We start from the raw sequence: 23,103 nt of genomic DNA on the forward strand, positions 1-23,103 counted from the left end.
TACGGGAAGGCGGGCCCGAAGCCCGCCCCATAGTCAAAACGCCTCTACACGCCCCGTCCCTCCCGTCAAGGGGGTCCGGGGGGGATTATCCCCCCCGGCGGGTCCAGGGCAGAGCCCTGGCGGGGTCTGGGGCGGCGCCCCAGATTCCTAATTCTCGGCCGAGTGCAGGCCGCCGGCGCCGGCGGCGAAGCGGACGTTGGTCCGTTCCGGGTCGGCCTTTGAGGGCTTGGAGCAGTTCCAGAGGCAGGCGCCGCAGTGCACGCATTTTTCCCGGTCAAAAAGCGGCACGCCGTCGTCCGGGTTGGTGGTGATGGCCTGGCCCGAGCAGGCCTCGATGCAGGTCTTCTCCCGGCAGGCCCGGCAGGTGTCCGGGTCTTCGAAGGTGACGTGGTCGGCGTAGCCCGGCCCGGCCTGCACCTTGCCGCCAAGCAGCAAGGCGTCCTGGTGGGAAATGAGAAGCTGGCCGTCGTATTCGATGGCCGGCCAGCCGGCCCGGTCCATGAGCGCGTCGTGCAGGGCCAGGCCCTTGGCCGTGGCGTCCTTACGGATCCGCTCGATCTCGTCGCAGGAGATGCGGCAGCGGTAGTAGTCCTCGATGGTGGGGATGCGCTTGGAGACGGGCTTGGAGGCGGCCGGCCAGCAGAGCCTGCCGCCGGTCAGGCCCGAAAGGCCCATGCCGATGAGGCCCGGCAGGAAGCCGGCGGCGAAGCCCTCGCGGGACCGCCGGGCCGCCCTGGCCTCTTCCTCGAGCCAGGAGGCCCGGCGGCGGGCGACGTAGGTCTCTTCCAGGTTCTCTGCGGTAAAGGGCAGGCCCTGCTCCAGGAGCTGGACCACGGCCTCGCCGAGGAGCACCCCGGACATCCAGGCCTCGTCCACGCCCGAGCCGGTCAGGACGTTGGTCGTGCCCGAGCCTTCGCCGATGCGGGCGTAGCCGTCGCCAACCAGGTAGGGCTCGCCGTTCTTGCCCGATTCCTGGAGCGTCTTGGCGCCCCAGGACCGGAGCGTCCCGCCCTTGATGTTCTTCCAGATGTAGGGGTGCTGCATCCAGTGCTGGAGGTAGCGGTAGGCCGTGCGGACCGGGTTGTCGAACCAGGACGGCACGAAGATGCCCATGGAGGCCACCCGGCCGGGCAGGACGTAGAGGAAACCGAAGATCTCGGGCTCGGGGTAGCCGATGGTGTGGATGACCGTGCCTTCCTTCCAGGGACAGTGGCCGGGCAGGTCGATGACCATCTTCATGCCCACGGCATAGTCGCGCTGGTGGTGGCCCTCGGGCAGTCCCCGCATCTCGTCCAGGGCCCGGCCGACCGGACCGACCGGCCCGTCGCCGACGACGGTCAGCGCGGCCCGGACTTCCATGCCGGGGAGGAAGGCCATCTCGGGCTTGCCCGTCTTGTCCACGCCCTGGTCGGCCAGCCGGATGCCGACGACCTTGCGGTCCTCGACGACCGGCCCGGCCACGGGGGAGGAAGGCCAGATCTGGGCCGCGCCGGTGGCCATGATCCCGCTGCCCACCCACTGGTTGAACTGGCCGATGGAAAAGGTCAGCCCCCCGTGCTTTTGCAGAAACGGCGGGATGCAGGGCAGCTCCACGGCCATGTCGCGAAAGCCGGGCAGGCGTTCGCCCACGAGCTTCAGGACCGCATCCTTGGCTTTCATGAGCCACGGCCGGCGGCTGGCTCCGACCGGATCGAGGAGGTAGACGACCTTCTCGTCGGTGATGGGGGCGCACATGGGCACGTCCGACGGCTTGAGGTGCGGAAAGCTGGTCCGGATGCCCCGCGCCTTGGAGACCACGCCCGAGACGCCGACGCCGAGGTCGTCGGCCCGCTCGTAGCAGATGACCTGGGGCGGCAGCCCCGGCATCAGCGCGCTCTCCATGACCGGCGAGCCGTCCTCGTTGACGATGCCCCGGGCCAACGTGGTCAGAAACCCGCCCATGGCCGGGCCGAACCCGACACAGACAATGTCCGCTTCCATGACCTGCCGCTCATCCATATGCGCCTCCGTGTGCGAGAGGAGAGTGGAGAACCGGGGGAGGGAACCCCTTTTTGAAAAAAGGGGTTCCCTCCCCCGGACCCCCACCTTCCCCAAAAACTTTTAACGGTTACCGTCGCCTTCCACGTCCCTTGTCAGGGTCGAAGCCGGGATGACGCATCGACCATCCCGGCTTCGACCCCGCCCAGGGGGTCCGGGGGGCCCAGTCTTCGTGGCGCCCCCCGGCGGGTCCAGGGCAGAGCCCTGGCAGGGTTCGGGGCGGAGCCCCGATTCTTACATCGGATAATCGAGCGCTTCGGGGATCATCACCTGGCTTATGGCCGCGCCGGCGCGTTCGCGGGCCGCGCCGAGGCCGGCGAGCGACGCGTCCACGGCCTGGCGCAGGCCGGCGAAGGCGGCCAGGTCGGCTCCGGCCGGGGCGTAGCCGTGGACCAGCCCGGCGCAGGCCCGGGCGGCTTCGGTCGCGGCCTTGGCGGCCTGGATCTTGGCCAGATCGCTGAAGAAGGCGACGTAGCCCGGAAGCCCCTCGGCCACCACCGGATTCTCCGGCCCCTTGGCGGCCAGCTCCAGGGTGTCGAGGATCAAGAGCCGGCTGGCCAGGAGCGGACACAGGGCGTCGGCCAGGGGGAAGGTCACGGCCTGCCGGGTGCTGTGGTAGAGCTTCTTGCCGTCCGCATCCTTGCCCGCGGCCAGGAAGTCGAAGGCGGCCCGCCACACCCGGAAGCCGGCCGCCACCGAGGCCGCGCCGGTCTCGGGATTGGTCGCGGCCACCCGGTCCATCTCGGCCACGTAGTTGTCGCAGTAGGCCAGGAAGATGTCGCTGGCCATGGTGATGGAGAGCTGGCGGCGCTGCACGCACTCGGGGCCTTCGTAGGTGGCTTCGAGCTGGCTGTCGTTCCACTTGTGGAAAAGAAAGCCCGGGCAGTCCTCGGTGATGCCGTAGCCGCCCATCATGGCCACGGCTTCGCGCATGACCGTGGCGCCGTAGCCGGTGTTCCACAGCTTGCAGGCCGGACACAGGACGCCGGCCTCGGCTTCGAGGGCCTGGTATTTGACCACCGGATCGGCGTCCAGGGCGGCGAAGCGGGCGGCGTCGCGCGTCTCTTCGGGCGCAAACAGGAGATTCACGTATTCGACGGCCTGGGGCTGGACCTTTTTGAGCGCCGTCAGCTGGGCCCGCATGCCGGTGACGCCGGCTGCGGCCAGGGCGTGCTCCTTGGCCTTCTCGGTCGGGTCGAGGTGGTCGAAGAGCCGGGCCGTGGCGAACCCGAGCGATGCGCCGGCCTCGCCGGCGGCCCACAGTTCGGCCAGGCGGATGGGGGCGTCCTGCTTCTGCTGGAGCCCGAGTTCGAACTTCGGCGTGCCATCGGCGCAGGCGTCGCCGCCCCGGAAACGGGTCCGCTGGTAGCGGATGACCGGCTCCACGGCGGACAGCAGCTTGGCCGTGGTCATGAGCGCCACCGGCACCCGGGTGCGGTGGAAGACGGCGGCGATGATCTCGGAGTGGGAATAATTGGGAACGATGCAGCCGTCTTTCACCGTGTAGCCGCCGATGATGCGGCTGGCCGGGACCTTCATGTTGAAGACCGGATCGCGGGTGGAGGACAGCTGGTGGACCATCTTGAGCGTCGGCGCGCCCCGGTCGAAGAGGCCGGGGTCGGTTTCCTCGAGGATGACCATGCACGAGGTCTTGATCCGCGGGTCCGCCGTGTCCACGGCCACGGTGGCGAAATTCGCGAAGTCCATACCCGTAATGAAACGGCCGCGTTTGTCGATATGGAGCATGGGCTCCTGGCCGTCCTCCCAGGAATCGACCCGGACCTTGCCGCAAAGGACGCCCGTGTCCACGCCGACATAGGGCAACGGCTCGGTCAGGCCGAAGGCGCCGCGCCAGGGGGCCTTGCCCGGAGCCGGGGCGCACAGGCTCATGTAGTGGTCGCGCTGCTCGGTGGTGCCGCGCTCGTGGATGGGGGAAAGGGCCAGGTTGCTGGCCAGCGAACAGGTGGCCGCGCCGGCGTCCACCCAGGAAAGTTCGAAGGCGACCAGGGCCAGGGCCATGTTCTTCGGGCCTTCGATGTAGCCGCCCTGGTGCGGATCGAGGAACACCGACGTGATGCCGGCATCGTCAAAGGCTTGAAGAAGCTGGTCTTTTTCCGGGGTCCATTCATGGGAATGGCGCACCCCGTCGGCCACGAGCCGGGCGACAAGGCCACGGGCCACGGAGCGGGCGGACTGGACGGCCATCTGGAGGTCGAAGCGGTCGGCGAAGCGCCACATGATCTGCCGGACGTCGTCGCCCGGGAGGGTACGTAAAATTTCCATAGTTTCGCCTAGTTCGTGGTTTGGACGCGCAGGGGCGCAAGGGTGACATAAAAAAGTATGGAAAACTAAAATATTCAGGTCCGGGCGTCAATCGGCCTGCACCCTGTCCTGGCCTCCTCGCGGCCGGCCGGACCTGGACTCCAAAAACAACCAGGATGCACGGGGGTTGTGCAAATGCAGTCCGTTCGTTACGAAAACAATACCTGGGGCAGTCATCCCGAACGCATGCTCGCAACCCGGCGGATCGCCATGCCGTATCTCCTGAAGTTCCACTTCGACCCGGATTACGAACGGCGTCGCCTGCGTCCCAAAAACCGCGACGACGGCTCCGTGGACCAGTACGACCTGGGCTACGCCCAGAACGTGGTGGCCGGACAGGTCCTGGCCGAATGGGAAGAACTGCCGCCGGAAGCCCCCCAGGAACACGACGGCAGGCTTTCCGACGACATCGCCTTCGCCCACGGCGAAGGCTGCCGCGTCGACCCCTCGAGCCCGCTGCGCCTGCTCGCCTCGGTCAACGGCCACGTCTCCTGTGTGGACGGCGCCATCACCGTGCGCGAAACCCTGTCCGTCGGCCGCGACGTGGACTTCCACACCGGCAACATCGTGGCCATCGGCGACGTGCTCATCGGCGGCAACGTCCGGTCCGGCTTCCTGGTCATGGGCCGCAACGCCACCATCCGGGGCGCCGTGGAAGCGGCCCGGGTCCAGGCCATGGGCAACATCACCTGCCAGGCCGGCATCCAGGGCGGCAGCCGGGCCACGCTTCGGGCCGGCAAAAGCCTGCGCGCCAAATTTGCGGAAAACGCCGTGCTCCACGCCGGCCAGAATATCCTCATCGACGGCTCCAGCATGCACTGCCGCCTGTTCGCGGGCGAAAAACTGGCCGTCAAAGGCCGCCTTGTCGGCGGCGAAGCCTACTGCGGCGAAGCGGTCTACGTCGGCGAACAGCTCGGCGGCGGCGACCAGAGCCAGACCCGCATCCTGCTCGGCTACGACGCCGAACGCATCCACAAGGACCAGCACCTCAAAGCCCTGGTCCGCGAAACCCTCGTCGAAATCGAAGCCTGCCAGGCCGAGGCCGGCAAAGGCAGCGAACGGGCCGAAGCCTGCGACCTGGAATTGGATCAACTCCACAAGCGCCTCGCTGCCTACAAGGCCCAACTCCTGCGCCTCTGGGCCAGCCCTGCCGCCATGCGGCGCTTCTCCACCTGCCGCGTCATCGTGCCCGGCCACGTCGGCGCCAATGTCGAAATCGGCATCGGCGAGGCCGTCCTCGCCGTGCCCGAAGGCACCCGCGACGCCGTCTTCCGCTACCACGACGGCGAAATCGTCACCGAGCACCCGGCGTTGCACAAGTAAGGCGGAATGGGGTGGAAGGTGGAGGCAGGAGAGAGAAGATGCCTCCGGCGGCCGGGGGGGATCATCCCCCCCGGACCCCCTGAGCGGGGATTTGGGGAAGCGGGTGGAGGTGTGGTCTTGGGCGGGTGTGCGTCGGTGTGGGCGGAATCGGGTTGGCGACACTGGCTGCAAAGCCAGCCAGCACGCCAACCCGATTCCGCCCACACAGGCCCGTCGCCCCGGGGACGGGGCGAGTTTAGAAGAAAATAACTTTGTACGTTCTTCGCCGTCCCGCCGGCCCGTCCATCCCGTTCGGGAGGGTCCGGGAGGGTGACCCCCTCCCGGCCGCCGGAGGCCTCTTTTAAACGGGGCAATCGCCTTTGCCGAGGCAGTAGGCTTCGATGAACCGTCCGATCTGGATGCCAAGCGTGGCGCACTGGATGCCTTCGAGGCACTCCTCGGCGTGTTTTTTGGCCAGGTGGGTGGAGAGGGAATTTCCTTCGCGGCGCATGGTGACAAGCCAGTCCCCGGTGGCCGGGTCGTCGGCCACGATGATGTCGACGCCGTGCCGGCTGACTTCGGGGTACAGGGTGGTGATGGCCTGGGCGATGGCTTTGGGGTCGGTCATATGCTGCTCCTTTTCCCACGGTGGAAGGGAGCCTGCCGGGGTGGCAGGCGACGAGTGGAGATCTTGCTTTAGTTTCTGACCGATTCCGGCCGGGGGGTCAACGGGGGGGCGGTTGTCAGGCGTCGCGGGCCAGGAGCAGTTCCTCGGGATCCATGTCGGGGTGGATGTCCCGGGAGACCTGGAAGAAACCGTAGAGGTCGCGCAGCCGCAGTTCGTTGGCCACGGCCGGCACGGGGTTGGCGAGGATGAGCCGGCGGCCCTTGGTGGCCAGCGCGGTCTGGAGCCGCACCAGGGCCCCGACGCCCGAGCTGTCCATGCCCGGCACCTGGGCCAGGTCGAGGACGGTCACGGCGTAGCGGCCGATGTTCGCGGCTTCGAGAATGGCGGCTTCGAGTTCCAGGGCCAGCGGTCCGCCGAGGACGGCGGCCACGTGGGCCCAGAGGACGCCTTGTCGGTTGGTGATGGCTATGCGGCTCATGGCTGGCGATAATCCGTGGTGGCTGGCCTGGGCTGGACGGTCGGGAAATACCCGGCCTCCCGGCGAGCCTGCGTGGCCTAGATAGCGAAAAGCCGGCGGGGCAGGCAAGGGCAAAAGCGCCTTTAATCGGAAGAATTCTCGGGAACTGGCCGTTACTGTTTGGAAATACGGCCGGATGGCAAAAAAAACGCCGGCCTGGGGCCGGCGTTTGGCGCGATGGAATCCTTGATCGGATTACTTGTACCAGGACAGCAGATTGAAGGCGGTGTAGCCGTTGTCCGGGTCCAGGGCGTAGCGGCAGCCGAGGTTGCTGTCTTCGTCCTTGTGGCGGATGTCGTGTTGGGAACCGCGGTAAAAGACGCATTCGTTGTTGTTGCAAACGAGTATCTCACCCCAGCCGGACTCGGGTGGGCCTATCCAGGATTCCATTTTGACCCCGCAGTGGGGGCAAACGTGTTCTTCAAGCATCCTTTGCTCCTTTGCGCCTCCGGGTCCGGGAGAACGACCGGCGGCATGCCCCTAGATAGGCATGAATCGGCCGGCGTCAACAGCCGCCGGACGCGGCGCGGCCCGGACGGAACTGTCGGCCGGCGCCTGGAAATATCCCGGGCCGTCGGGCGCTTTCCCCGTGCGGCCCGGGCGGACGGCGTTTTCTAGAAGTTGTCCTTGGCCCAGTAGAGCAGGTCGTGGTTGGCCTTCAGCCGGTCGATGACCGACTGGCACTGGGCGTCGTCGATGGGATGGACGCGGATGTAGACCGTACGCCGGTCCGGCCTGGCCTCGTCGTAGGAGGTCAGGATGCTGATGATGCGCACTTCGTGGGCCTTCAGATCGTCGAGCACGCTTTTGAGGCTGCCGGATTCGTTGGGCAGGCTGAGCGCGAACTGCAGGCCGCCATTGAGGACGCCGGTGATGTTGACCAGGACCTTGAAGATGTCGCTGTCGGTGATGACGCCGACCACCTTGCTGTCGCCGTCGACCACGGGCAGGCCGCTGACGTTGTTGCGCAGCATGAGCACGGCGGCCTTTTCCACGGTGTCGTCCGGACCGATGAAGATGACCTTTTTGGTCATGATGTCGGCCACCTTGATCTCGGAGAGCAGATAGTAGAGCTCGTGCATGTCAAGGGTGGTGGCCTTGGACGGCGAGGCTTCCTTGATGTCCCGGTCGGACACGATGCCGGCCAGTCGGCCGTTGTCGTCGATCACGGGCAGGCGGTGGAAGCCGTTTTCCTTCATGAGCTTGGCGGCCTTCATGATGGAGGTGCCCGGCTTGGCCGTGACGGGGGACTTGCTCATCCAATCCTTTATCAGCATTGTGCGTCTCCTTGACGGTCCCTTGAGGACGGGCCGCTTGTGGTATAAGGCCCTGATGTTGCACGGCGGAATGCGCCGGAAACGGTCGCATCCTTATACGTGATTGGGCCATCATTTCAAGCCATTCCCGCGAGGGGCAAACGAGGAAGAATCCATGAAGGCGCTTGTCTACCACCGCAGCATCCCGAGGTACCTGGCTTGCGCCCTGGCCTCGCGCCTGGCGCCCAGGCGTTTTTTTCCGTCCCTCGCCCCGCTGGGCTTGAAGGACGTGCCCTTTGAGTCGCCGCGCGGCTGGCTGCCGCTCGTGCCGCGCCTGTGCGGCCTCTGCGGCTCGGATCTGGGGCTCTTGAAAGGGCTGGAGTCGCCGCTGCTCGAACCCTACGCCAGCCTGCCCTTCATCCTCGGCCACGAGATGGTGGCCACCCTGGCCGGCGACGCGCCGGACCTCGGCCTTGCGGCCGGGGCCCGGGTGGTGGTCGAACCCGGGCTTCCCTGCGAGGTCCGGGGCCTGCCCCCCTGCCGGCCCTGTCGGGAGGGGCGGTACAACCGGTGCGAGCGGTTTCTGGACGGCGACCTGCCGCCGGGCTCGTTTCTCGGCTTCACCCGGGGGGCCGGCGGAGCCATGGCCGAGCGGACGGCCGCCCACCCCTCGCGCATTCTGGCCGTGCCGGACGGGCTGGCCGACGAGGACGCGGTCCTGACCGACTCCCTGGCCTCGGCCCTGCAGCCCGTGCTCGAACACTTCCCGAGCCCGGACGACACGGTCCTGGTCCTCGGGGCCGGCATCCTCGGCCAGCATGTGGTGCGCTGCCTGCGGGCCCTCGGCAGCCCGGCCCGCATCCTGGTCACGGCCCGGCACCGGGGACAGGCCGCCCTGGCCACGGCCGGCGGGGCCGACGGCATCGTGGCGGCCGGAAACCGCCGGGAGCTGGCCGCGGCCGTGGGCGGGCGGTTCGTGCCCACGAGCCTTGGCGGCGGCAACATCGAGGGCGGTGTGGACCTGGTCTTCGACTGCGTGGGCTCGTCCCGGACCTTCGAGGACGGCCTGCTCGCCCTTTGCGCCGGCGGCGCCTACGTCATGGTCGGGGCCGGCGCGCGCCTGGCGAACGTCGACATTTCGAGCCTGTGGTTCCGGGAGCTGACCGTATCCGGCTCGTCCGGCTGCGCCACGGCCCCCGATCCGCGCCGGCCCGGACGGCGGGTGCGGACCTACGCCCTGGCCCTCGATCTCCTCGCCTCGGGCTGCTACCCTACCCATGGCCTCCTCACCCACCTCTTTCCCCTGGCCGACTGGCAAAAGGCCTTTGCCGCCGCCTTCGACAAACGGGCCACCGCCAGCGTCAAGGTCGCCTTCGACATGCGGTAGCCAAGGGAGAGGGCGGAGGAATTGGAAACCACCCTCAATAACAATTCCAATTCAGAACGGGAGCGCCCTATGTCTCGGCTCGTGCCAGGGCAAATACCTTGGATGTCGGAGGAGCTTTCAAAACTATTGCAGACTTCCGAAGGAACCAACGTCGAGTTCAAGGAAGCCAAGAACTCCTTCGATAAGAAAGAATTATTTAGGTATTGTGTCGCATTGGCGAACGAAGGTGGGGGAGAGTTGGTGCTTGGCGTAACGGACGCCATACCCCGACAGGTCGTTGGGACCAGGGCCTTCGGCGACCTCGACGATACCCGCAATGCCATATACCAAGCCACACGCCTGAACGTCGAGATTTCCGAAAACACAAGTACAGGCGGACGTACCCTCCTCTTTTCGATTCCTGGCCGTCCATTAGGCACTCCCGTGGAGTACGGCGGGCAATACCTCATGCGCCGGGGCAGCAGTCTTGTTTCCATGACCATTGACCGGCTCCAGGCCATTCTGGAGGAAACGGTTCCCGATTTTTCCGCCGGAATTTGTCCGGGTGCAACCCTGGCCGACTTGTCGACGGAAGCAATCGAGAAGTTCCGTCATCTCTGGGTGCGGCAAGCGAACAGGCCGCATCTTCTGGATTTGCCCGCCCATCAACTCCTGGAAGATGCCGAGCTTTTAGTGGACGGCGGCGTGACCAGGGCGGCCCTCATCCTTTTGGGGACGGCCGAAAGCCTTGGCCGCTATGTGGCGGATGCCGAAATCATCTTCGAGTACCGACACGCGGAGGGAGGTATCGACCCTACGGTCCGGGAATCCTTCCGGGAAGGGCTCTTCCTGTACATTGACCGCCTGTGGGAGTTGGTGAACCTGCGCAATGAAGTGTATCCTTACCAGATGGGATTGGTCCGGCGGGACATTCCCTCCTTTCGGGAGGAGGTCATCAGGGAAGCCCTGCTCAACGGCGTTTGCCACCGGGATTACCGCTACCGGGAATCCATTTTCATCCGCCAATTTCCCGGATTGATTGAAGTTGAAAGCCCAGGCGGCCTGCTGCCGGGTGTTACCATCGAAAACATGCTCTTCAAAAGGGCCTGGCGGAACCGTCGCATCGCTGAGGCCCTGGAAAAGGCGGACTTGATTGAACGCTCCGGCCAGGGCGTGGACCGTATGTGGCGGATGGCCCTCCTGGACGGCAAGATGCCACCCGACTACTCCCGGACCGACGACCACCATGTGTACGTCCGCCTTCATGGGACCATCCATGATCCGGTTCTTCTTCGTTTCTTAGAGGAGATTGGAGAGGAGCGTTATCGGACATTTGGCGCCTCGGATTTGGCCGTGCTTCATTTCGTGAGCCAGGACAAGGAAGTTCCCAGGGATTTTCGAGGACGGGTAAAACATCTTGTCGAGCAGGGAATATTGGAAAGGATTGGGCGCAAGCTGATTTTTGCCAGACGGTACTATGAAATGAAAGGTCAGGCCGGCGTCCACACGCGCAAGCGCGGCCTGAGCAAGGAGGCCAATTTGCAGTTCGTGCTCAATCATCTCCGATCCTGCGGAGCGAAGGGGTGTGTCCTGTCTGACTTGCAACCCGTGCTCCCCCACGTCACCCCACGGATGCTCTCCGGTTATCTGGAGGAATTGAAACGACGCGGCCAAGTCCGGGTGATAGGCAGGACCAAGGGTGCCCGATGGTTCTTCCCCGCGGCCGATGAGCGGTGAGTCCGGTTAATTCGGGGTAAATATTTACCGGAAATGTCTATAACATTATAAAATAATTACAACTATTCGATAAAAACAATTGACGCCGCGTTAATCCCGGGGAACCCCCAGCGAAGAAGGCCCGGACAGTTGAGGAACCAATTCGTGGTCTGATTCCGGGAGAAGCCCTGGAGAGGGGACGGGGCCAAGCCCCAGTCCCGTGCGATTTCAACAAAAATATGGCGATCTGTTCCTTGACCGGCCGGGCGGCCAAAGCTACGTCCGGGAAATGCTGAGCCGCATCGCCCGCCTGATCGAAGGGGCCTTTCTGCCCATCGCCTTGGCGTTTTCCGGCCTGGCCCTGGCCGTGCCCGGGCTTTTCACCTGGATCGCGCCCTACATCTCCCCGGCCCTGGGGATCATCATGTTCGGCATGGGGCTGTCCCTCACTTTCGAAGACTTTGCGGCCCTTTTCCCCAAATGGCGGCTGGTCGGCCTCGGCGTACTCCTGCAATTCACCATCATGCCGGGCGTGGCCTGGCTCCTGACCGTGGCCCTCGGCCTGCCGCCGGAAACGGCCCTTGGCGTCATCCTGGTCGGAGCCTGCCCGGGCGGCACGGCCTCCAACGTCATCACCTACCTGGCCGGCGGCAACCTGGCTCTGTCCGTCACCCTGACCTTGGCGACGACGCTTCTCGCCCCCCTGGCCACGCCGGCCCTGGTCGCGCTCCTCGGCGGCCGGACGCTGGCCGTCGATTTCGGGGCCATGGTCGGGTCGGTTTTCTGGATCGTGGCCTTTCCGGTGGTGGACGGGCTGCTCCTGCGCCGGCTGCTGCGCCGACGATTGGAACCGCTGCTGGCCGTTTTCCCGTCGGTGTCCATTCTCGTCATCGCCCTGGTCATCGCCTGCGTGGTCGGGCTTAACCGCGACACGGTGCTGGCCTTTCCGGGGCTGGTCATGCTGGCGGTCGTGCTCCACAACGGCTGCGGCTTCGCCCTGGGCTACGCCGGGGCCCGCCTGTTCGCCGCCAGCCGGGCCGACTGCATCGCCATTGCCGTGGAAGTCGGCATGCAGAATTCCGGCCTGGGCGTGGCCCTGGCCAAGACCTATTTCACGCCGATGGTCGCCCTGCCCTCGGCCCTTTTCAGCCTGGAGCAGAATCTGGCCGGCGTGACGCTGGCCAAATGGTGGCGACGCGGGGGAAAACAGGCACGCCCTCCGGCCTCCTGTCCGGGGGACTGATTCCCCCTGCCCCGCCGCCCCCGTTTTACCGTCCGCCCGGGCGCGAACGGACGCAAACGTGTCCCAACCGTCGCGGCGGCGCCGCGTTTTCCCGCGCTGTCTGCGGCAGGATGCGTCCGGTCGCCGTTTTTTTGTTGTGAATAGCCGCCGCTCCGCACTATGATCCGTATCGAGTCCGCCAAAGGAGGCCGTCACCATGATCGACAGGATTACCGAATACCTCGGCAACGAGGCCGAGTCGCTGCTCTCCCATGTCTGCAAAACCATTCCCAAGGAGCAGCTCCACCTGCCGGGGCCGAGCTACATCGACGAGATTTTCGTGCACACCGACCGGCCCGTGCCGGTGGTGCGCTCCCTTGCCGACATGCTCGGCCACGGCCGGCTCGGCGGCACCGGCTTCATGTCGATCCTGCCCGTGGACCAGGGCATCGAACATTCGGCCGGCGCGTCCTTCGCGCCCAATCCCGTCTATTTCGACCCGGAAAACATCGTGAAGCTGGCCATCGAGGCCGGCTGCAACGCCGTGGCCTCGACCCTTGGTGTCCTCGGGTCCGTGGCCCGCAAATATGCCCACAAGATCCCCTTCCTGCTGAAAATCAACCACAACGAGCTTCTCTCCCTGCCGGCCATCCACGACCAGACCATGTTCGCCTCCGTGGACCAGGCCTTCGACATGGGCGCCGTGGCCGTCGGGGCGACGGTCTATTTCGGCGCGCCCGAGTCCCGCCGCCAGATCCAGGAGGTTTCCGAGGCCTTCGCCCGGGCCCACGAGCTCGGCATGGCCTGCGTCCTGTGGGCCTATCTGCGCAATCCCGGCTTCGTCAAAGACAAGGTCGACTACCACACCGCCGCGGACCTGACCGGCCAGGCCAACCATCTGGCCGCCACCATCGGCGCCGACGTGGTCAAGCAGAAGCAGGCAACCAACAACGGCGGCTACACGGCCATCGGCTTCGGCAAGACCGACAAGCGGGTCTATTCGGAACTGACCACCGACCACCCCATCGATCTGGCCCGCTACCAGGTGGCCAACTGCTACATGGGCCGCATAGGCCTCATCAATTCCGGCGGCGCCTCCGGCCAGGCCGACTTTCCCGAGGCCGTCAAGACGGCGGTCATCAACAAGCGGGCCGGCGGCATGGGCCTCATCTCCGGCCGCAAGGCCTTCCAGCGGCCCATGGACGAAGGCGTCAAGCTCTTAAACGCCATCCAGGACGTCTACCTGTGCCAGGACGTGACCGTGGCCTGAGGCGGCCTTTCGTCCGGGGCGGGCCGAGCCGGAAGGACCGGGCCGCCCCGGCCTTGTAACCTGCCGCCCACCCGCCCCGACCAACCGCGTAACGGACGGCCAAGGCCGTTTAGTTCACGCGGGAGGTCATCCCAATGAAAAAGTTGCTCTATGGTTTGTTGACGCTGGTGATCCTCATCGGCTCGGCCTATGCCGTGGCCGCCGGCCCGGGTCCTGGCGGCCCCGGCGGCCCGGGCGGGCCGTTGATCGGCAGGCTGCTGTCGCTTAAGCTGACCGAGGCCCAGAAACACGACGTGGCCGTGCTTCTCAAGAACAATCGCCAAGCCTTCCAGTCGGCCATGGAGGCCACGCGCGAGGCCTTCGGCTCCATGCGCGACGTCATGCGGAACGATCCGGGCAACGAGCAGCTCGTGCGCCAGGCCAGCCGCAAGGTCGCGGCCGCCGGCGAAGAGCTGGCCGTGCTCCGGGGCAAGGTGGAAGCGCAGGCCCTGGCCATGCTCACCTCCGAGCAGCGCAAGCAGTGGCAGGAAGCCGAAGCCGGCATGGGCCCCAGAGCCAAGGAGCGTTTCGATGCAGGCCGCGAGTTGGTCGATACGTGGATTGACACCCACGCCGGCCAGGACAGCTAGACGCCGGGACGTTATGGCCGAAGCCGTGGTGGACATGGAGGACGCCCTGGTCCTTGCCAAGGTCCGGGAGGGCGACGTGGACGCCTATGCGAGGCTCATGACCAAGTACCAGGGGCGGGTGTCCGGCATCGTGTCCGGGCACGCGCCCCGGGACCGGGTGGCCGAGCTGACCCACGAGGCCTTTGTCCGGGCCTACCGGTCCCTGCCCGGCTACCGGGGGGACAGCCCCTTCGGCCACTGGCTGGCCAAGGTGGCGGTCAGGACCTGCCACGACTTCTGGCGGGCCGAGTACCGCCGGCGCGAGCGGCCCGAAAGCGAACTTTCAGACGAGTGCCGGGCCTTCGCCGAGGAGGCCGCGGCCCTCGAGACCAGCGAAGCGGCCGAAGAAACGGCCTCGCGGCGGGAGGCCAGGGAACTTTTGGCCTGGGCCATGGACCGGCTCTCGCCCACGGACCGGATGGTGGTGACGCTCACCCACCTCGAGGAGCGCTCCGTGGCCGAAGCCGCGGAAATGCTCGGCATAAGCGTCCCCAACGTCAAGGTGCGGGCCTTTCGGGCCAGAAAGAAACTTCGGGAAATCTTGGGCGGCGTCTTTGGCGCGTAAGGAGGAATCCATGGACGGAGAAAACACACGGCGCATGGACCGCCTGGAAGCGGTGCTGCGAGCGGCCCACGCCGGACGGGACATCCCGGCCCCGGACCAGGCGATGGTGGCCTCGGTGTTGGCCGCGATCAAGGCCGCGCCCCCGGCCGAGCCCGCCAACGGCATCCTGTGGCGCATGGCCGCTGGCGCGGGCTTTCTGGCCGCGGCCATGGTCCTTTTCGCCCTGGTCTTCGGCTCGGGCTTCGAAGAGGAGATCGGGCGCGCCCTCTTTTACGATCCGAACGGCCAGGTCCTGGTCTCCATGCTCGGGGTGTAGGGTGCGGCAATGAACCCCACGGTAACCAAGATCATGGCCGGACTGGTCCTTTTCGCCTCGGGCACGGTGATGGGCTTTTTCGGGGCCCGGTTTCTGGCCGAACGGGGCCGGCTGGCCCTGCTCCACGGCGACCCCCGGCAATTCTCGGAGATGGTCGTGCGCCGCCTGTCCGACGACCTGGACCTGACCAAGGCCCAGCGGGAAAAGCTGCGGCCCATCATCCGCAAGACCTCCGAACGGATGATCGAGATCCGCCGGGAGCAGGAACCCAAGGTCCGCGAGGCCATCGAAAACAGCATCACCGAGACCAAGGCCATCCTGACCCCCGAGCAGCGGGAGAAGTTCACGGCCCTCATGGAACGGCTCCAGGAGCGGCGCAGGGCCCTGGAACGCTTCGGCCCGCCGCCCCCGCCGCCCGGGTTCGGCGGCTTTCCGCCGCCCCCGCCCGGCATGGCGGGCGGGCCGCCCCCGCCCGGATTCGAGGGATATCCGCCCCTGCCGCCGGAATACGGCCGGATGCCGCCGCCGGCCCCCGGGTCCCGGCCGCCCCAGGCCTCCCCGGCCCCCGACGCCGAGGCTCCCGACGCGGCGAAAACGCCCGGAGAAACCCGGCAATAATCGGTTCCTCGTTCCCTTTTGTCCCGCGATCTGGCAATACTGACGCTGACCCCGGGCGGGCCGGAAACCTCCGGCCCGCCCCAATCCCAACCACGCCGCCCCGCCCGGGGCGCACCGTGCCAAGGAGGAGCGTCATGCCAGCGCCACGCGCCACAGCTTTTTCCCGCCGCGATATGCTTCGCCTGACCGCCACCGCCGGACTCGTGTTCCTGGCCGGCGGCATGATCCTGCCTGGAAACGCCCAGGCCGAAACCTTTGCCATGCCCCCCCTGCCCTACCCGGAAAACGCCCTCGAACCGGTCATCTCGGCCCGCACCGTGAGCTTCCACTACGGCAAGCACGAGAAGGCCTATTTCGACAACGCCAACAAGCTGGTGGCCGACACGCCGCTGGCCGGGCAGCCCCTGGAAAAGGTCTTCCTGGAAGCGGGCAAGGACCCGAAGATGGTCGGGCTTTTCAACAACACCGCCCAGGCCTGGAACCACGTCTTCTACTGGAACGGCCTCAAAGCCGGCGGCCCCGCCCCCTCGGGCAAGCTGGCCAAGGCCATCGACGCCTCCTTCGGAAGCCTCGACGGCTGCAAAAAAGCCCTGAGCGAAGCCGCCGCCACCCAGTTCGGCAGCGGCTGGGCCTGGCTCGTGGCCGGTCCGGACGGCAAGCTCAAGGTCGTCAAGACCGGCAACGCCGGCAATCCCCTGCAGGAAGGCCTCAAACCCCTGTGGACCCTCGACGTCTGGGAACACGCCTACTATCTGGACTACCAGAACCGGCGCCCGGAATATATCCAGGCCGTGCTCGACAAGCTCGTGAACTGGGATTTCGTGGCCAAGAACTTGGGGTAGAGCGAAAGCGAAGAGAAGAGAAGAAAAGATGCCTCCGGCGGCCGGGGGGGATCATCCCCCCCGGACCCCCCGGAAAGGAGGCGGGGCTAGCTTCCGGCGGCGGCCTGCACCTTGCCGGTTTCGGTGGCCGAAGGCCGGCTGACGATGTTGCCAAGCGCGACCTTCCCGTCGCCCACCACCAATGCGGCGGCGTCCGCGCCCGAACACCGGACCACCGAGGCCACGGCCACGGGCAGCCCGGATTCGTCGTGCACGGCCACGGCCGCGCCCGTGGCCAGCCCGTGCTCCGTGCCGAGTCCAAAGGAAATCAGCAGCCCGTCCGGAGTCTTCTTGGTCATGTAGACCACGGCCTTGCCTTCCCGCTTCCAGATCGCCTCCACCCGCCGCGACGTCAGGAAAACACAGAAGCCGACCAACATGGCCGCCACCAGGCCGCCGGCCGCCACGGCCAGAGGGGGGAGGCCGAACGCCCGTCTGATGCGCGAGTGGGAAGCGGCATTGAGGGCCGCTTGGTCCGGGAACACCAGGAGGGTGAAGATCTGGGCCGGCGCGGCGGTATCGCCCGACGGGCCGCGAAGGGTGATTGTGGCCGTGCCCGGGGAGACGTCCGGAGCGGCCTTGACCAGGGCCAGCCACATGCGGTTGCCCAACCAGAATCCCTGGGCCTGGGTGGAGAGCTCCAGGGACAGGCCGGGATGGTCGGTGGTCGCCCGCATGGCCGAGGCGTCGGAGGCGTCGGGCGGCATGGGACCGGAAAGATTTTCCGTGCCGCCGGCCAGGATGGAGAAGGTGTTGGGCCCTGTATGCATACTGTTGACAAAGCTGTCGGCCAGGGCCAGGCCGGCGCACAGGCAGCACAGGGTGGCCAGCCACCCGAGGAGGCTGCGCGTGCGCAATAGGCGCTGTTCCGTCATGCGGTCGCCTTCTCCGATGTCTCGGTCGGACGTTCGCGGAATCGGCGGATGGCCACGAGGCCGGCGATCACGGTGGGAAGAAGCATGGTGAAAAACGCCTTCATGAAAACGATTGTGTAATTGTCCGGATCCCGTGAGGCCATATAGATGGAAACGGTCACCTCGGCAAGCACGGCCACGTCCATGACGATGACGGTCAGACGCTGGCGGGTGTTCAATTCCGAGGCCGGGTGGGCGGAGCGGTCGAAAATAAGCGACATGGCGGGCTCCTTTTGCAGAGGGCCGCCCCGGCCCGCATTTCGCGGAACCGGGACGGCTTGGCGGGGTGTGGGGTTATTTCTTGAAGATGTTGGTCGAGGTCACGTTCATCACGCGAAGCGCCGTGCCTTCGGTCTTGAAGTAGATGCGCACGATGTCGCCGGCGTCCCAGGCCGAGGCCGGAAGCGCCAGGTATTCTTCGGGCGGGATGAAGGACACGAGCATCTTCTGGGAACCGGAGTAGATGGTGACAAGCTTCTTGTCCTTGTCCACCACCGGAAACTTCTTGGCCTTTTCCGTGGTCGCGTCAAAGACGAGCGGGTGCTTGGAATCGATGCCCTGCTGCTTGTCCACGATCTGGATGGGGATGGTCTCGAAGTTCTGCTTCTTGGGATCGTAGAGCACGATCTCGCCCTTGTCGGTATCAAGCTTCATACGCAGGCCGGCCTTGGGCTCCTGGCCCATGTCCTGCGGGTCGGTCGGATAGGTGAATGTGATGGCCGGCAACTTGAAGTCGCCCTTGGCCGGGTCCGTCGACATGTTGGGGATCATGGTAATGAGCTTTTTTTCCTTGTCGATGGCCACTGTGCGGCCCTGATCGACCTTGCCGTAATCCACGCAGCCGGCCAGGAAGACGACGGCCAGGGCGGCCAGCAGCAACTTTGTGAACATTGTACGCATGGTATTCTCCTTTGCGTGGGCTGTTGTCCTAAGCCGTGTTCTTGGCAGCCTTGCGCCGCAACTCTTCCTTGGCGCCTTGGACCATCTTGACGGTGATGTAGATGGCCATGGCGGAGACCAACCCCAGGATGAGGTACGTGGCGATTTCGTTGCAGATGTAGGAAACCGACGGAATGTAGACCGGGATGAGCTTCAAAAGGATGGAGACGGCGCAGCCGATGACGGCCAGGCCGAAGGCGATGCGGATGCCGTAGCCCTTGATGTACTTGGTGGCCACGGCCCCGACCTGGGCGCCCATGGCTGCGCCGATCAGCATGACGATGGCGGCTACGAGTTCGGTGCGGCCCTTGTAGGTGTAGGAGGCCGCGCCGTAGAGGCCGGAGATGGCGACTTCGAACAGGTCGGTGCCGACGGCCACGTGGGTCGGGCAGCCGACGAGGTAGATCAGGGCGGGCATGCGGATAAGACCGCCGCCGATGCCGAGGATGCCGGCCATCCAGCCAGTGAAGAAGCTGACGGCGATGGGCAGCCAGGCGGAACAGTAGATGCCGGCCACTTCGAGGTGGATCATGGGCGGAATCTTGATCTTGTGCAGGGTCTTGTGCCACTCAAGGCCCGTGGACAGCTTGTCCACTTCCAGGCCGGCGGCCAGGGCGGCCCGATCCTTGGCCCGGCGCTTGGCCACGTCGGCGAAGACCATCCAGGTGATAAAGGCCAGAAGCGCCAGATAAATCCAGCGCACGACCATGTCGACCTTGCCGATCCGCTCCAGCCACATGATCATCTGGGCCCCGACCTCAAAGCCCGCGATGGTGCCAAAGAGCATGATGAAGCCGAGTTTGTAGTCCACGTTGCCGAATTTGCCGTGGCGCATGGTGGAAATGAGCGATTTCCCGGCCATATGGGCGATATCGGTGCCGATGGCGAAGGCCATGGGGAAGCCGAGGATGTTAAGCCCCGGTGTGACCATCCAGGCGCCGCCCATGCCGAAGAAGCCGCCGATGACACCGACGCCGATGCCAAGGATGATAAGGCCGGGCCAGAAGATATTGACGCCCGCAATGGGCATGAGGATATAAAGCCAGTCCATGTCGTGCTCCTTTATGCTTGGGCGTCCGGTTTAATGTTCGGCCAGTTCGCGCGACTTGAGGTCGATGCCGATGAAATGCATGATGATGTCCGCCAACACGCCGAAGATGACACCGATAAGCGGAATGAGGATGACGGTCAGGATGGTGAAGTAGAGGTGGGACTCGTTGTAGAGGCTGGCCCACCAGGCCATGATGCCGGTCAGCTTGCGGGTGTCGGCCACGATGACGATGGGAGCCCCGCCGCCGCCGGCGGCAAAAGCCATGGCCGGCGCCAGCAACAGAAAGGTGGTCAGTCCTGCGAGAAGAGCCTTCATTTTCGTGCGCATGATGTTTCCCCTTTACATTAACGGATCACAAGCACCGAACAGGGCGCGTGGGAGACGACGCGACTGGCCACGCTGCCGATGAGGAAGCGGGACAGGCCTGATTTCCCCTGATGCCCCATGACGATCAGATCGAATTTTCCGGACTCGGCCTGGCTGATGATCAGGTTGGCCGGAGACACCCCCTGCTCGACTACGACGCTGGCCTCGACTTCCGCGGCCTTGGCCTTGGCCGCATAGCCCTCGGCGGCTTTCTTGGCGGCTTGGAAAAGTTTGTCGGTCACGGCCGTCGTGTCCATATAGTCGCCGATATCCATGAAATCTTCGGCCACGGTCATGATGGTCAGGGCTGCTGTCTGGTGTTTGGCCAAAAGCAGGGCCTTTTCCAGTACCTTCGTTGCGAATGGGGATTGATCCAGAGCAACCAGAATCCGCATTATCTCACCTCCTTTAAGCGTTGTGCCGCCATGCCGGGCACGGCAACGCGCCTCTTAAAGCAAGGCCTGTGCCTGCGTGATTATCCAATTGAAATTATGATATTTTTGTTTTTAGTGAAAAAAAGCGCTTGACAGCCTCGCGGTTTTCTTGCGCATAAAGAGCGCCAGATCGGGGGAATTGCGCCAATCGCGCAAGGAAAGTCCCCGAAGGAGAAGCCGCGATGCTCAGCCTTTTCCGCCGGGCCACTGGCCTCGGCACCAACGAGGCCTACTTCGAACAGCTGGCCGAGTGGAGCATCCGCAAAAAGCTTCTGGTGTTCCTCATTCCGGCCGTCATCGCCATCCTCACGGCCACCGGCCTCATTCTGAACGTCTTTTCAAACTATTACATCGACCTGGCCATCAGCCGCAGTTCCATCACCCTGACCCTGGCCCAGGCCCACGCCCTGGAGGACCTGCTCGACAGCGCCCGCGAGGACATTGTCTCCCTAGCCCATAAGCCCCTGACGCCGGACCGGTTGCGCGATTTCATGGAGGCCTCGGCCGTGGCCCGCGGGCATCTCTACGCCGAGGCGGCCTACATCGGGGACGGCATGGAAAACCAGTACGTCTTCCTCAGGAACGACGACAGCGTCGAAGAAGTTCCCCTCGAAGTGGCCCGGCAGGCCCGCAACGGTCCGCTCCTGGTGGCGCGAAAGGCCGTGTCCCTGGTGCCGGGCCAGGTCAGCCTGTCGGAACTGGCCGAGGTCTATTACCCGCCCACCGGCTTCGGCGGCGGACCGCGCCCCCGCGAGCTGACGCTGTTGCGGCTGACGACGCCGGTAGCCGATGCGGCCGGAGGCATCGCCGGTTATCTGGTCCTGTCCCTGGATGCCCGAAAGCCTCGCAACGTGCTGTCCCTGTACAACTCCCCCCGTTCCCCGCTTCTCGGATTCAACCGCACCACCGAAAACCGGCAGAGTATTTTCGTCGACGACCGTGGCTGGATGCTTCTCCAGTCGGAAAACGTGGAGGATCCCCAGCGCCCGCTGTCCGTGGAAGCGGTGAAAAATGGCCTGTCCGGCGACCACGGCAAACCAGGCTACGACAACGCCTTCCGTCCGGGGCCCCGGCACGAGACCTTCTGGCGCATGGTCACGGCCATCCAGCAGGGCCAATCCGGCATGGAGCGGGGCGAACCGGACTTCGGCCCGCCGAAGATCGCCACGAGCGAGGACTTCATCGGCTACGCCCCGGTCCGGTTCAAAACCGCGCGCGACAGCGAACCGGAAGTGGTGGGCGGCGTCATCTACATCGATCGGAGCCTTCTCCCCCGGGCGGCGGAGTTCGGCCAGATCAACATCCTTTTCATGACCACCCTCGGCGCCATCCTGTCCCTGGCCCTGCTGATCGTCTTCATGGGCCGGGTGATCACCCGGCCGCTGCACCGCCTGACCCTGGCAGTCCGGGAGATGCGCCAGGAAGGCCGGTTGCGCGAGCTCGACCTACCGGACAGCGACCTCGAATCTTCCACCCTCAAACGAGCCATAAACAGCCTCATTGCCGCGCTTTTATCCAAGGAAATGGAAATAAAGGCCCGGGACGAACGCCTCCGCTCGGTTCGCGCCAAAGAAAAAGTGCCGGCAATCGTGCCAAAATCACGCCAGGGACTGGAAGGGGAGTGTCTCGAAGACCTGGTGGGCGAAAGTCCGGCCATGGCCCGGTTGATCGAGCGCATCCGCAAGACCGCGGCCACGGACGCGGATGTGCTCATCGTCGGCGAGACCGGGACCGGCAAGGAGCTGACGGCCGAGGCCATTCACCGCCTGTCCCGCCGGGCGGCCATGCCCTTTATTTCCATCAACTGCGGGGCCCTGGACGAGAACCTGCTCATGGATGCCCTGTTCGGCCACGTGAAGGGGGCCTTTTCCGAGGCCAAAAGCGACCGCAAGGGGGCCTTCGTGGCCGCCGACGGCGGCACGCTGCTTTTGGACGAGATCGGCAACGCCTCGTCCCGGGTGCAGCAGGCGCTTTTGCGCGCCCTGTCCGTCCGGCGCATAAGCCCCCTTGGCAGCGACGAGGAGACGGGCTTCGACGTCCGGGTCATTGCCGCCACCAACGTCAACCTGAAGGAGCTTGTGGCCTCGGGGGAATTCCGGGAAGACCTCTACTACCGCCTGCAGGTCCTGGCCGTGTCCACGCCGGCGCTGCGGGAGCGGCGGGAGGACATCGGCATCCTGGCCGGCTATTTCCTGCGTCTGGCCTCCCGGCGCATGGGCAAGGGCGAACTGTTCCTGTCCAGGGGGGCCCTCGACAAGCTCATGGCCCACGGCTGGCCCGGCAACGTGCGGGAGCTCAAGAACTGCCTCATCCGGGCCGTGGCCCTGGCCGAACGCGAGGTGATCCTGGCCGAGGACATCCGCTTCGAGGAGGAGGGGCTCGACGGGCAGGCCGGCCAGATGCCGCCGGCCCTGGAACCGGCTCCGGAGCCGGCCGTGTTCGAAGCCCCGTTGTCCCAACGCCAGCGCAAAGCCCTGCGCGCCCTGCTCGACCGGGAATCCTTCTCCCGCCAGGACTACCAGGAGACGGGCGTCGGCGGCGTTCCCCAGCGCACGGCCCAGCACGACCTGCAAGACCTGGTCAACCGGGGCATCCTCCAGAAAAGCGGGCGCGGCCCGTCCACCCGCTACCGGCTGTCCCGGGACTCGGAATAAATCGTGCGGCCGGACCGCGTCCGGGTTGTGCCATTGCGGAAAAAGCTGCTAGGATGGGCGA

General features: G+C 65.6%; 23 protein-coding genes. 11 read left to right on the forward strand and 12 right to left on the reverse strand.

Features of this window, described 5'->3' with window-relative positions; translation table 11 throughout:
* Positions 1-147: 147 nt before the first annotated feature.
* Complete coding sequence (locus tag DFW101_RS11635) at positions 148-1,998, reverse strand: 4Fe-4S ferredoxin (RefSeq protein WP_009181718.1); 1,851 nt, start codon at positions 1,996-1,998, stop codon at positions 148-150.
* A 273-nt stretch (positions 1,999-2,271) separates the two neighbouring features.
* Complete coding sequence (locus DFW101_RS11640; RefSeq protein WP_009181719.1) at positions 2,272-4,320, reverse strand: acyl-CoA dehydrogenase family protein; 2,049 nt, start codon at positions 4,318-4,320, stop codon at positions 2,272-2,274.
* Between the two features lie 174 nt (positions 4,321-4,494).
* Here DFW101_RS11640 and DFW101_RS11645 point away from each other — a divergent pair, with 174 nt between their 5' ends.
* A complete protein-coding gene (locus tag DFW101_RS11645; RefSeq protein WP_009181720.1) occupies positions 4,495-5,682 on the forward strand; it encodes a DUF342 domain-containing protein in 1,188 nt (395 codons plus the stop codon).
* A gap of 340 nt (positions 5,683-6,022) precedes the next feature.
* Here DFW101_RS11645 and DFW101_RS11650 read toward each other — a convergent pair whose 3' ends face one another.
* The 4 genes from DFW101_RS11650 to DFW101_RS11665 form a co-directional block, all read right to left on the reverse strand.
* Positions 6,023-6,289 (reverse strand): hypothetical protein, encoded by a 267-nt coding sequence (locus DFW101_RS11650; protein WP_009181721.1) that lies wholly within the window; start codon positions 6,287-6,289, stop codon positions 6,023-6,025.
* A gap of 115 nt (positions 6,290-6,404) precedes the next feature.
* Positions 6,405-6,767 (reverse strand): STAS domain-containing protein, encoded by a 363-nt coding sequence (locus tag DFW101_RS11655; RefSeq protein ID WP_009181722.1) that lies wholly within the window; start codon positions 6,765-6,767, stop codon positions 6,405-6,407.
* 234 nt (positions 6,768-7,001) lie between these two features.
* Entirely contained in the window at positions 7,002-7,235 is a 234-nt protein-coding gene (locus DFW101_RS11660; protein ID WP_009181723.1) for a hypothetical protein, read from the reverse strand.
* Between the two features lie 185 nt (positions 7,236-7,420).
* The gene (locus DFW101_RS11665) at positions 7,421-8,083 is read right to left on the reverse strand and encodes a CBS and ACT domain-containing protein (RefSeq protein WP_009181724.1); all 663 of its coding nucleotides are present in this window, start codon (positions 8,081-8,083) and stop codon (positions 7,421-7,423) included.
* Positions 8,084-8,237: 154 nt separating this feature from the next.
* Here DFW101_RS11665 and DFW101_RS11670 point away from each other — a divergent pair, with 154 nt between their 5' ends.
* The 9 genes from DFW101_RS11670 (at position 8,238) to DFW101_RS11710 (ending at position 16,645) form a co-directional block, all read left to right on the forward strand.
* Positions 8,238-9,449, forward strand: coding sequence for a zinc-dependent alcohol dehydrogenase (locus DFW101_RS11670; RefSeq protein WP_009181725.1), 1,212 nt, complete (start codon positions 8,238-8,240; stop codon positions 9,447-9,449).
* A gap of 69 nt (positions 9,450-9,518) precedes the next feature.
* On the forward strand, positions 9,519-11,165 hold the full coding sequence (locus DFW101_RS11675) for an ATP-binding protein (RefSeq protein ID WP_009181726.1): 1,647 nt from the start codon (positions 9,519-9,521) through the stop codon (positions 11,163-11,165).
* Between the two features lie 268 nt (positions 11,166-11,433).
* Positions 11,434-12,387 carry a bile acid:sodium symporter family protein gene (locus DFW101_RS11680; protein ID WP_009181727.1) on the forward strand — a complete coding sequence of 318 codons (954 nt, stop codon included), beginning with the start codon at positions 11,434-11,436 and terminating at the stop codon, positions 12,385-12,387.
* Positions 12,388-12,583: 196 nt separating this feature from the next.
* Positions 12,584-13,636 (forward strand): class I fructose-bisphosphate aldolase, encoded by a 1,053-nt coding sequence (locus tag DFW101_RS11685; protein WP_009181728.1) that lies wholly within the window; start codon positions 12,584-12,586, stop codon positions 13,634-13,636.
* 134 nt (positions 13,637-13,770) lie between these two features.
* A complete protein-coding gene (locus tag DFW101_RS11690; RefSeq protein WP_009181729.1) occupies positions 13,771-14,265 on the forward strand; it encodes a Spy/CpxP family protein refolding chaperone in 495 nt (164 codons plus the stop codon).
* Positions 14,266-14,278: 13 nt separating this feature from the next.
* Complete coding sequence (locus tag DFW101_RS11695) at positions 14,279-14,869, forward strand: RNA polymerase sigma factor (RefSeq protein ID WP_009181730.1); 591 nt, start codon at positions 14,279-14,281, stop codon at positions 14,867-14,869.
* Positions 14,870-14,879: 10 nt separating this feature from the next.
* Positions 14,880-15,185: a hypothetical protein gene (locus DFW101_RS11700; protein ID WP_009181731.1), complete on the forward strand. Its 306-nt coding sequence runs from the start codon at positions 14,880-14,882 to the stop codon at positions 15,183-15,185.
* A 9-nt stretch (positions 15,186-15,194) separates the two neighbouring features.
* The gene (locus DFW101_RS11705) at positions 15,195-15,803 is read left to right on the forward strand and encodes a hypothetical protein (protein WP_009181732.1); all 609 of its coding nucleotides are present in this window, start codon (positions 15,195-15,197) and stop codon (positions 15,801-15,803) included.
* Positions 15,804-15,937: 134 nt separating this feature from the next.
* A complete protein-coding gene (locus DFW101_RS11710; RefSeq protein WP_009181733.1) occupies positions 15,938-16,645 on the forward strand; it encodes a superoxide dismutase in 708 nt (235 codons plus the stop codon).
* A gap of 86 nt (positions 16,646-16,731) precedes the next feature.
* Here DFW101_RS11710 and DFW101_RS11715 read toward each other — a convergent pair whose 3' ends face one another.
* The 6 genes from DFW101_RS11715 to DFW101_RS11740 form a co-directional block, all read right to left on the reverse strand.
* Positions 16,732-17,559 carry a hypothetical protein gene (locus tag DFW101_RS11715; protein ID WP_009181734.1) on the reverse strand — a complete coding sequence of 276 codons (828 nt, stop codon included), beginning with the start codon at positions 17,557-17,559 and terminating at the stop codon, positions 16,732-16,734.
* Positions 17,556-17,819: a hypothetical protein gene (locus DFW101_RS11720; RefSeq protein WP_009181735.1), complete on the reverse strand. Its 264-nt coding sequence runs from the start codon at positions 17,817-17,819 to the stop codon at positions 17,556-17,558. The genes DFW101_RS11715 and DFW101_RS11720 overlap by 4 nt, the downstream gene beginning before the upstream one ends.
* 73 nt (positions 17,820-17,892) lie before the next feature.
* Positions 17,893-18,498, reverse strand: a complete 606-nt coding sequence (locus DFW101_RS11725) for a DUF4881 domain-containing protein (protein WP_009181736.1) — start codon at positions 18,496-18,498, stop codon at positions 17,893-17,895.
* Positions 18,499-18,526: 28 nt separating this feature from the next.
* Positions 18,527-19,588 carry a sulfite exporter TauE/SafE family protein gene (locus DFW101_RS11730; RefSeq protein ID WP_009181737.1) on the reverse strand — a complete coding sequence of 354 codons (1,062 nt, stop codon included), beginning with the start codon at positions 19,586-19,588 and terminating at the stop codon, positions 18,527-18,529.
* A 30-nt stretch (positions 19,589-19,618) separates the two neighbouring features.
* Entirely contained in the window at positions 19,619-19,915 is a 297-nt protein-coding gene (locus DFW101_RS11735; RefSeq protein ID WP_009181738.1) for a DVU0150 family protein, read from the reverse strand.
* Positions 19,916-19,932: 17 nt separating this feature from the next.
* Positions 19,933-20,349: a universal stress protein gene (locus DFW101_RS11740; RefSeq protein ID WP_009181739.1), complete on the reverse strand. Its 417-nt coding sequence runs from the start codon at positions 20,347-20,349 to the stop codon at positions 19,933-19,935.
* Between the two features lie 221 nt (positions 20,350-20,570).
* On the opposite strand from DFW101_RS11740, the gene DFW101_RS11745 reads away from it, so the two are divergent.
* Positions 20,571-23,042 carry a sigma 54-interacting transcriptional regulator gene (locus tag DFW101_RS11745; protein ID WP_009181740.1) on the forward strand — a complete coding sequence of 824 codons (2,472 nt, stop codon included), beginning with the start codon at positions 20,571-20,573 and terminating at the stop codon, positions 23,040-23,042.
* Positions 23,043-23,103 lie beyond the last annotated feature (61 nt).

The organism is Solidesulfovibrio carbinoliphilus subsp. oakridgensis, assembly GCF_000177215.2.
GTDB classification, from domain to species: Bacteria; Desulfobacterota; Desulfovibrionia; order Desulfovibrionales; family Desulfovibrionaceae; genus Solidesulfovibrio; species Solidesulfovibrio carbinoliphilus.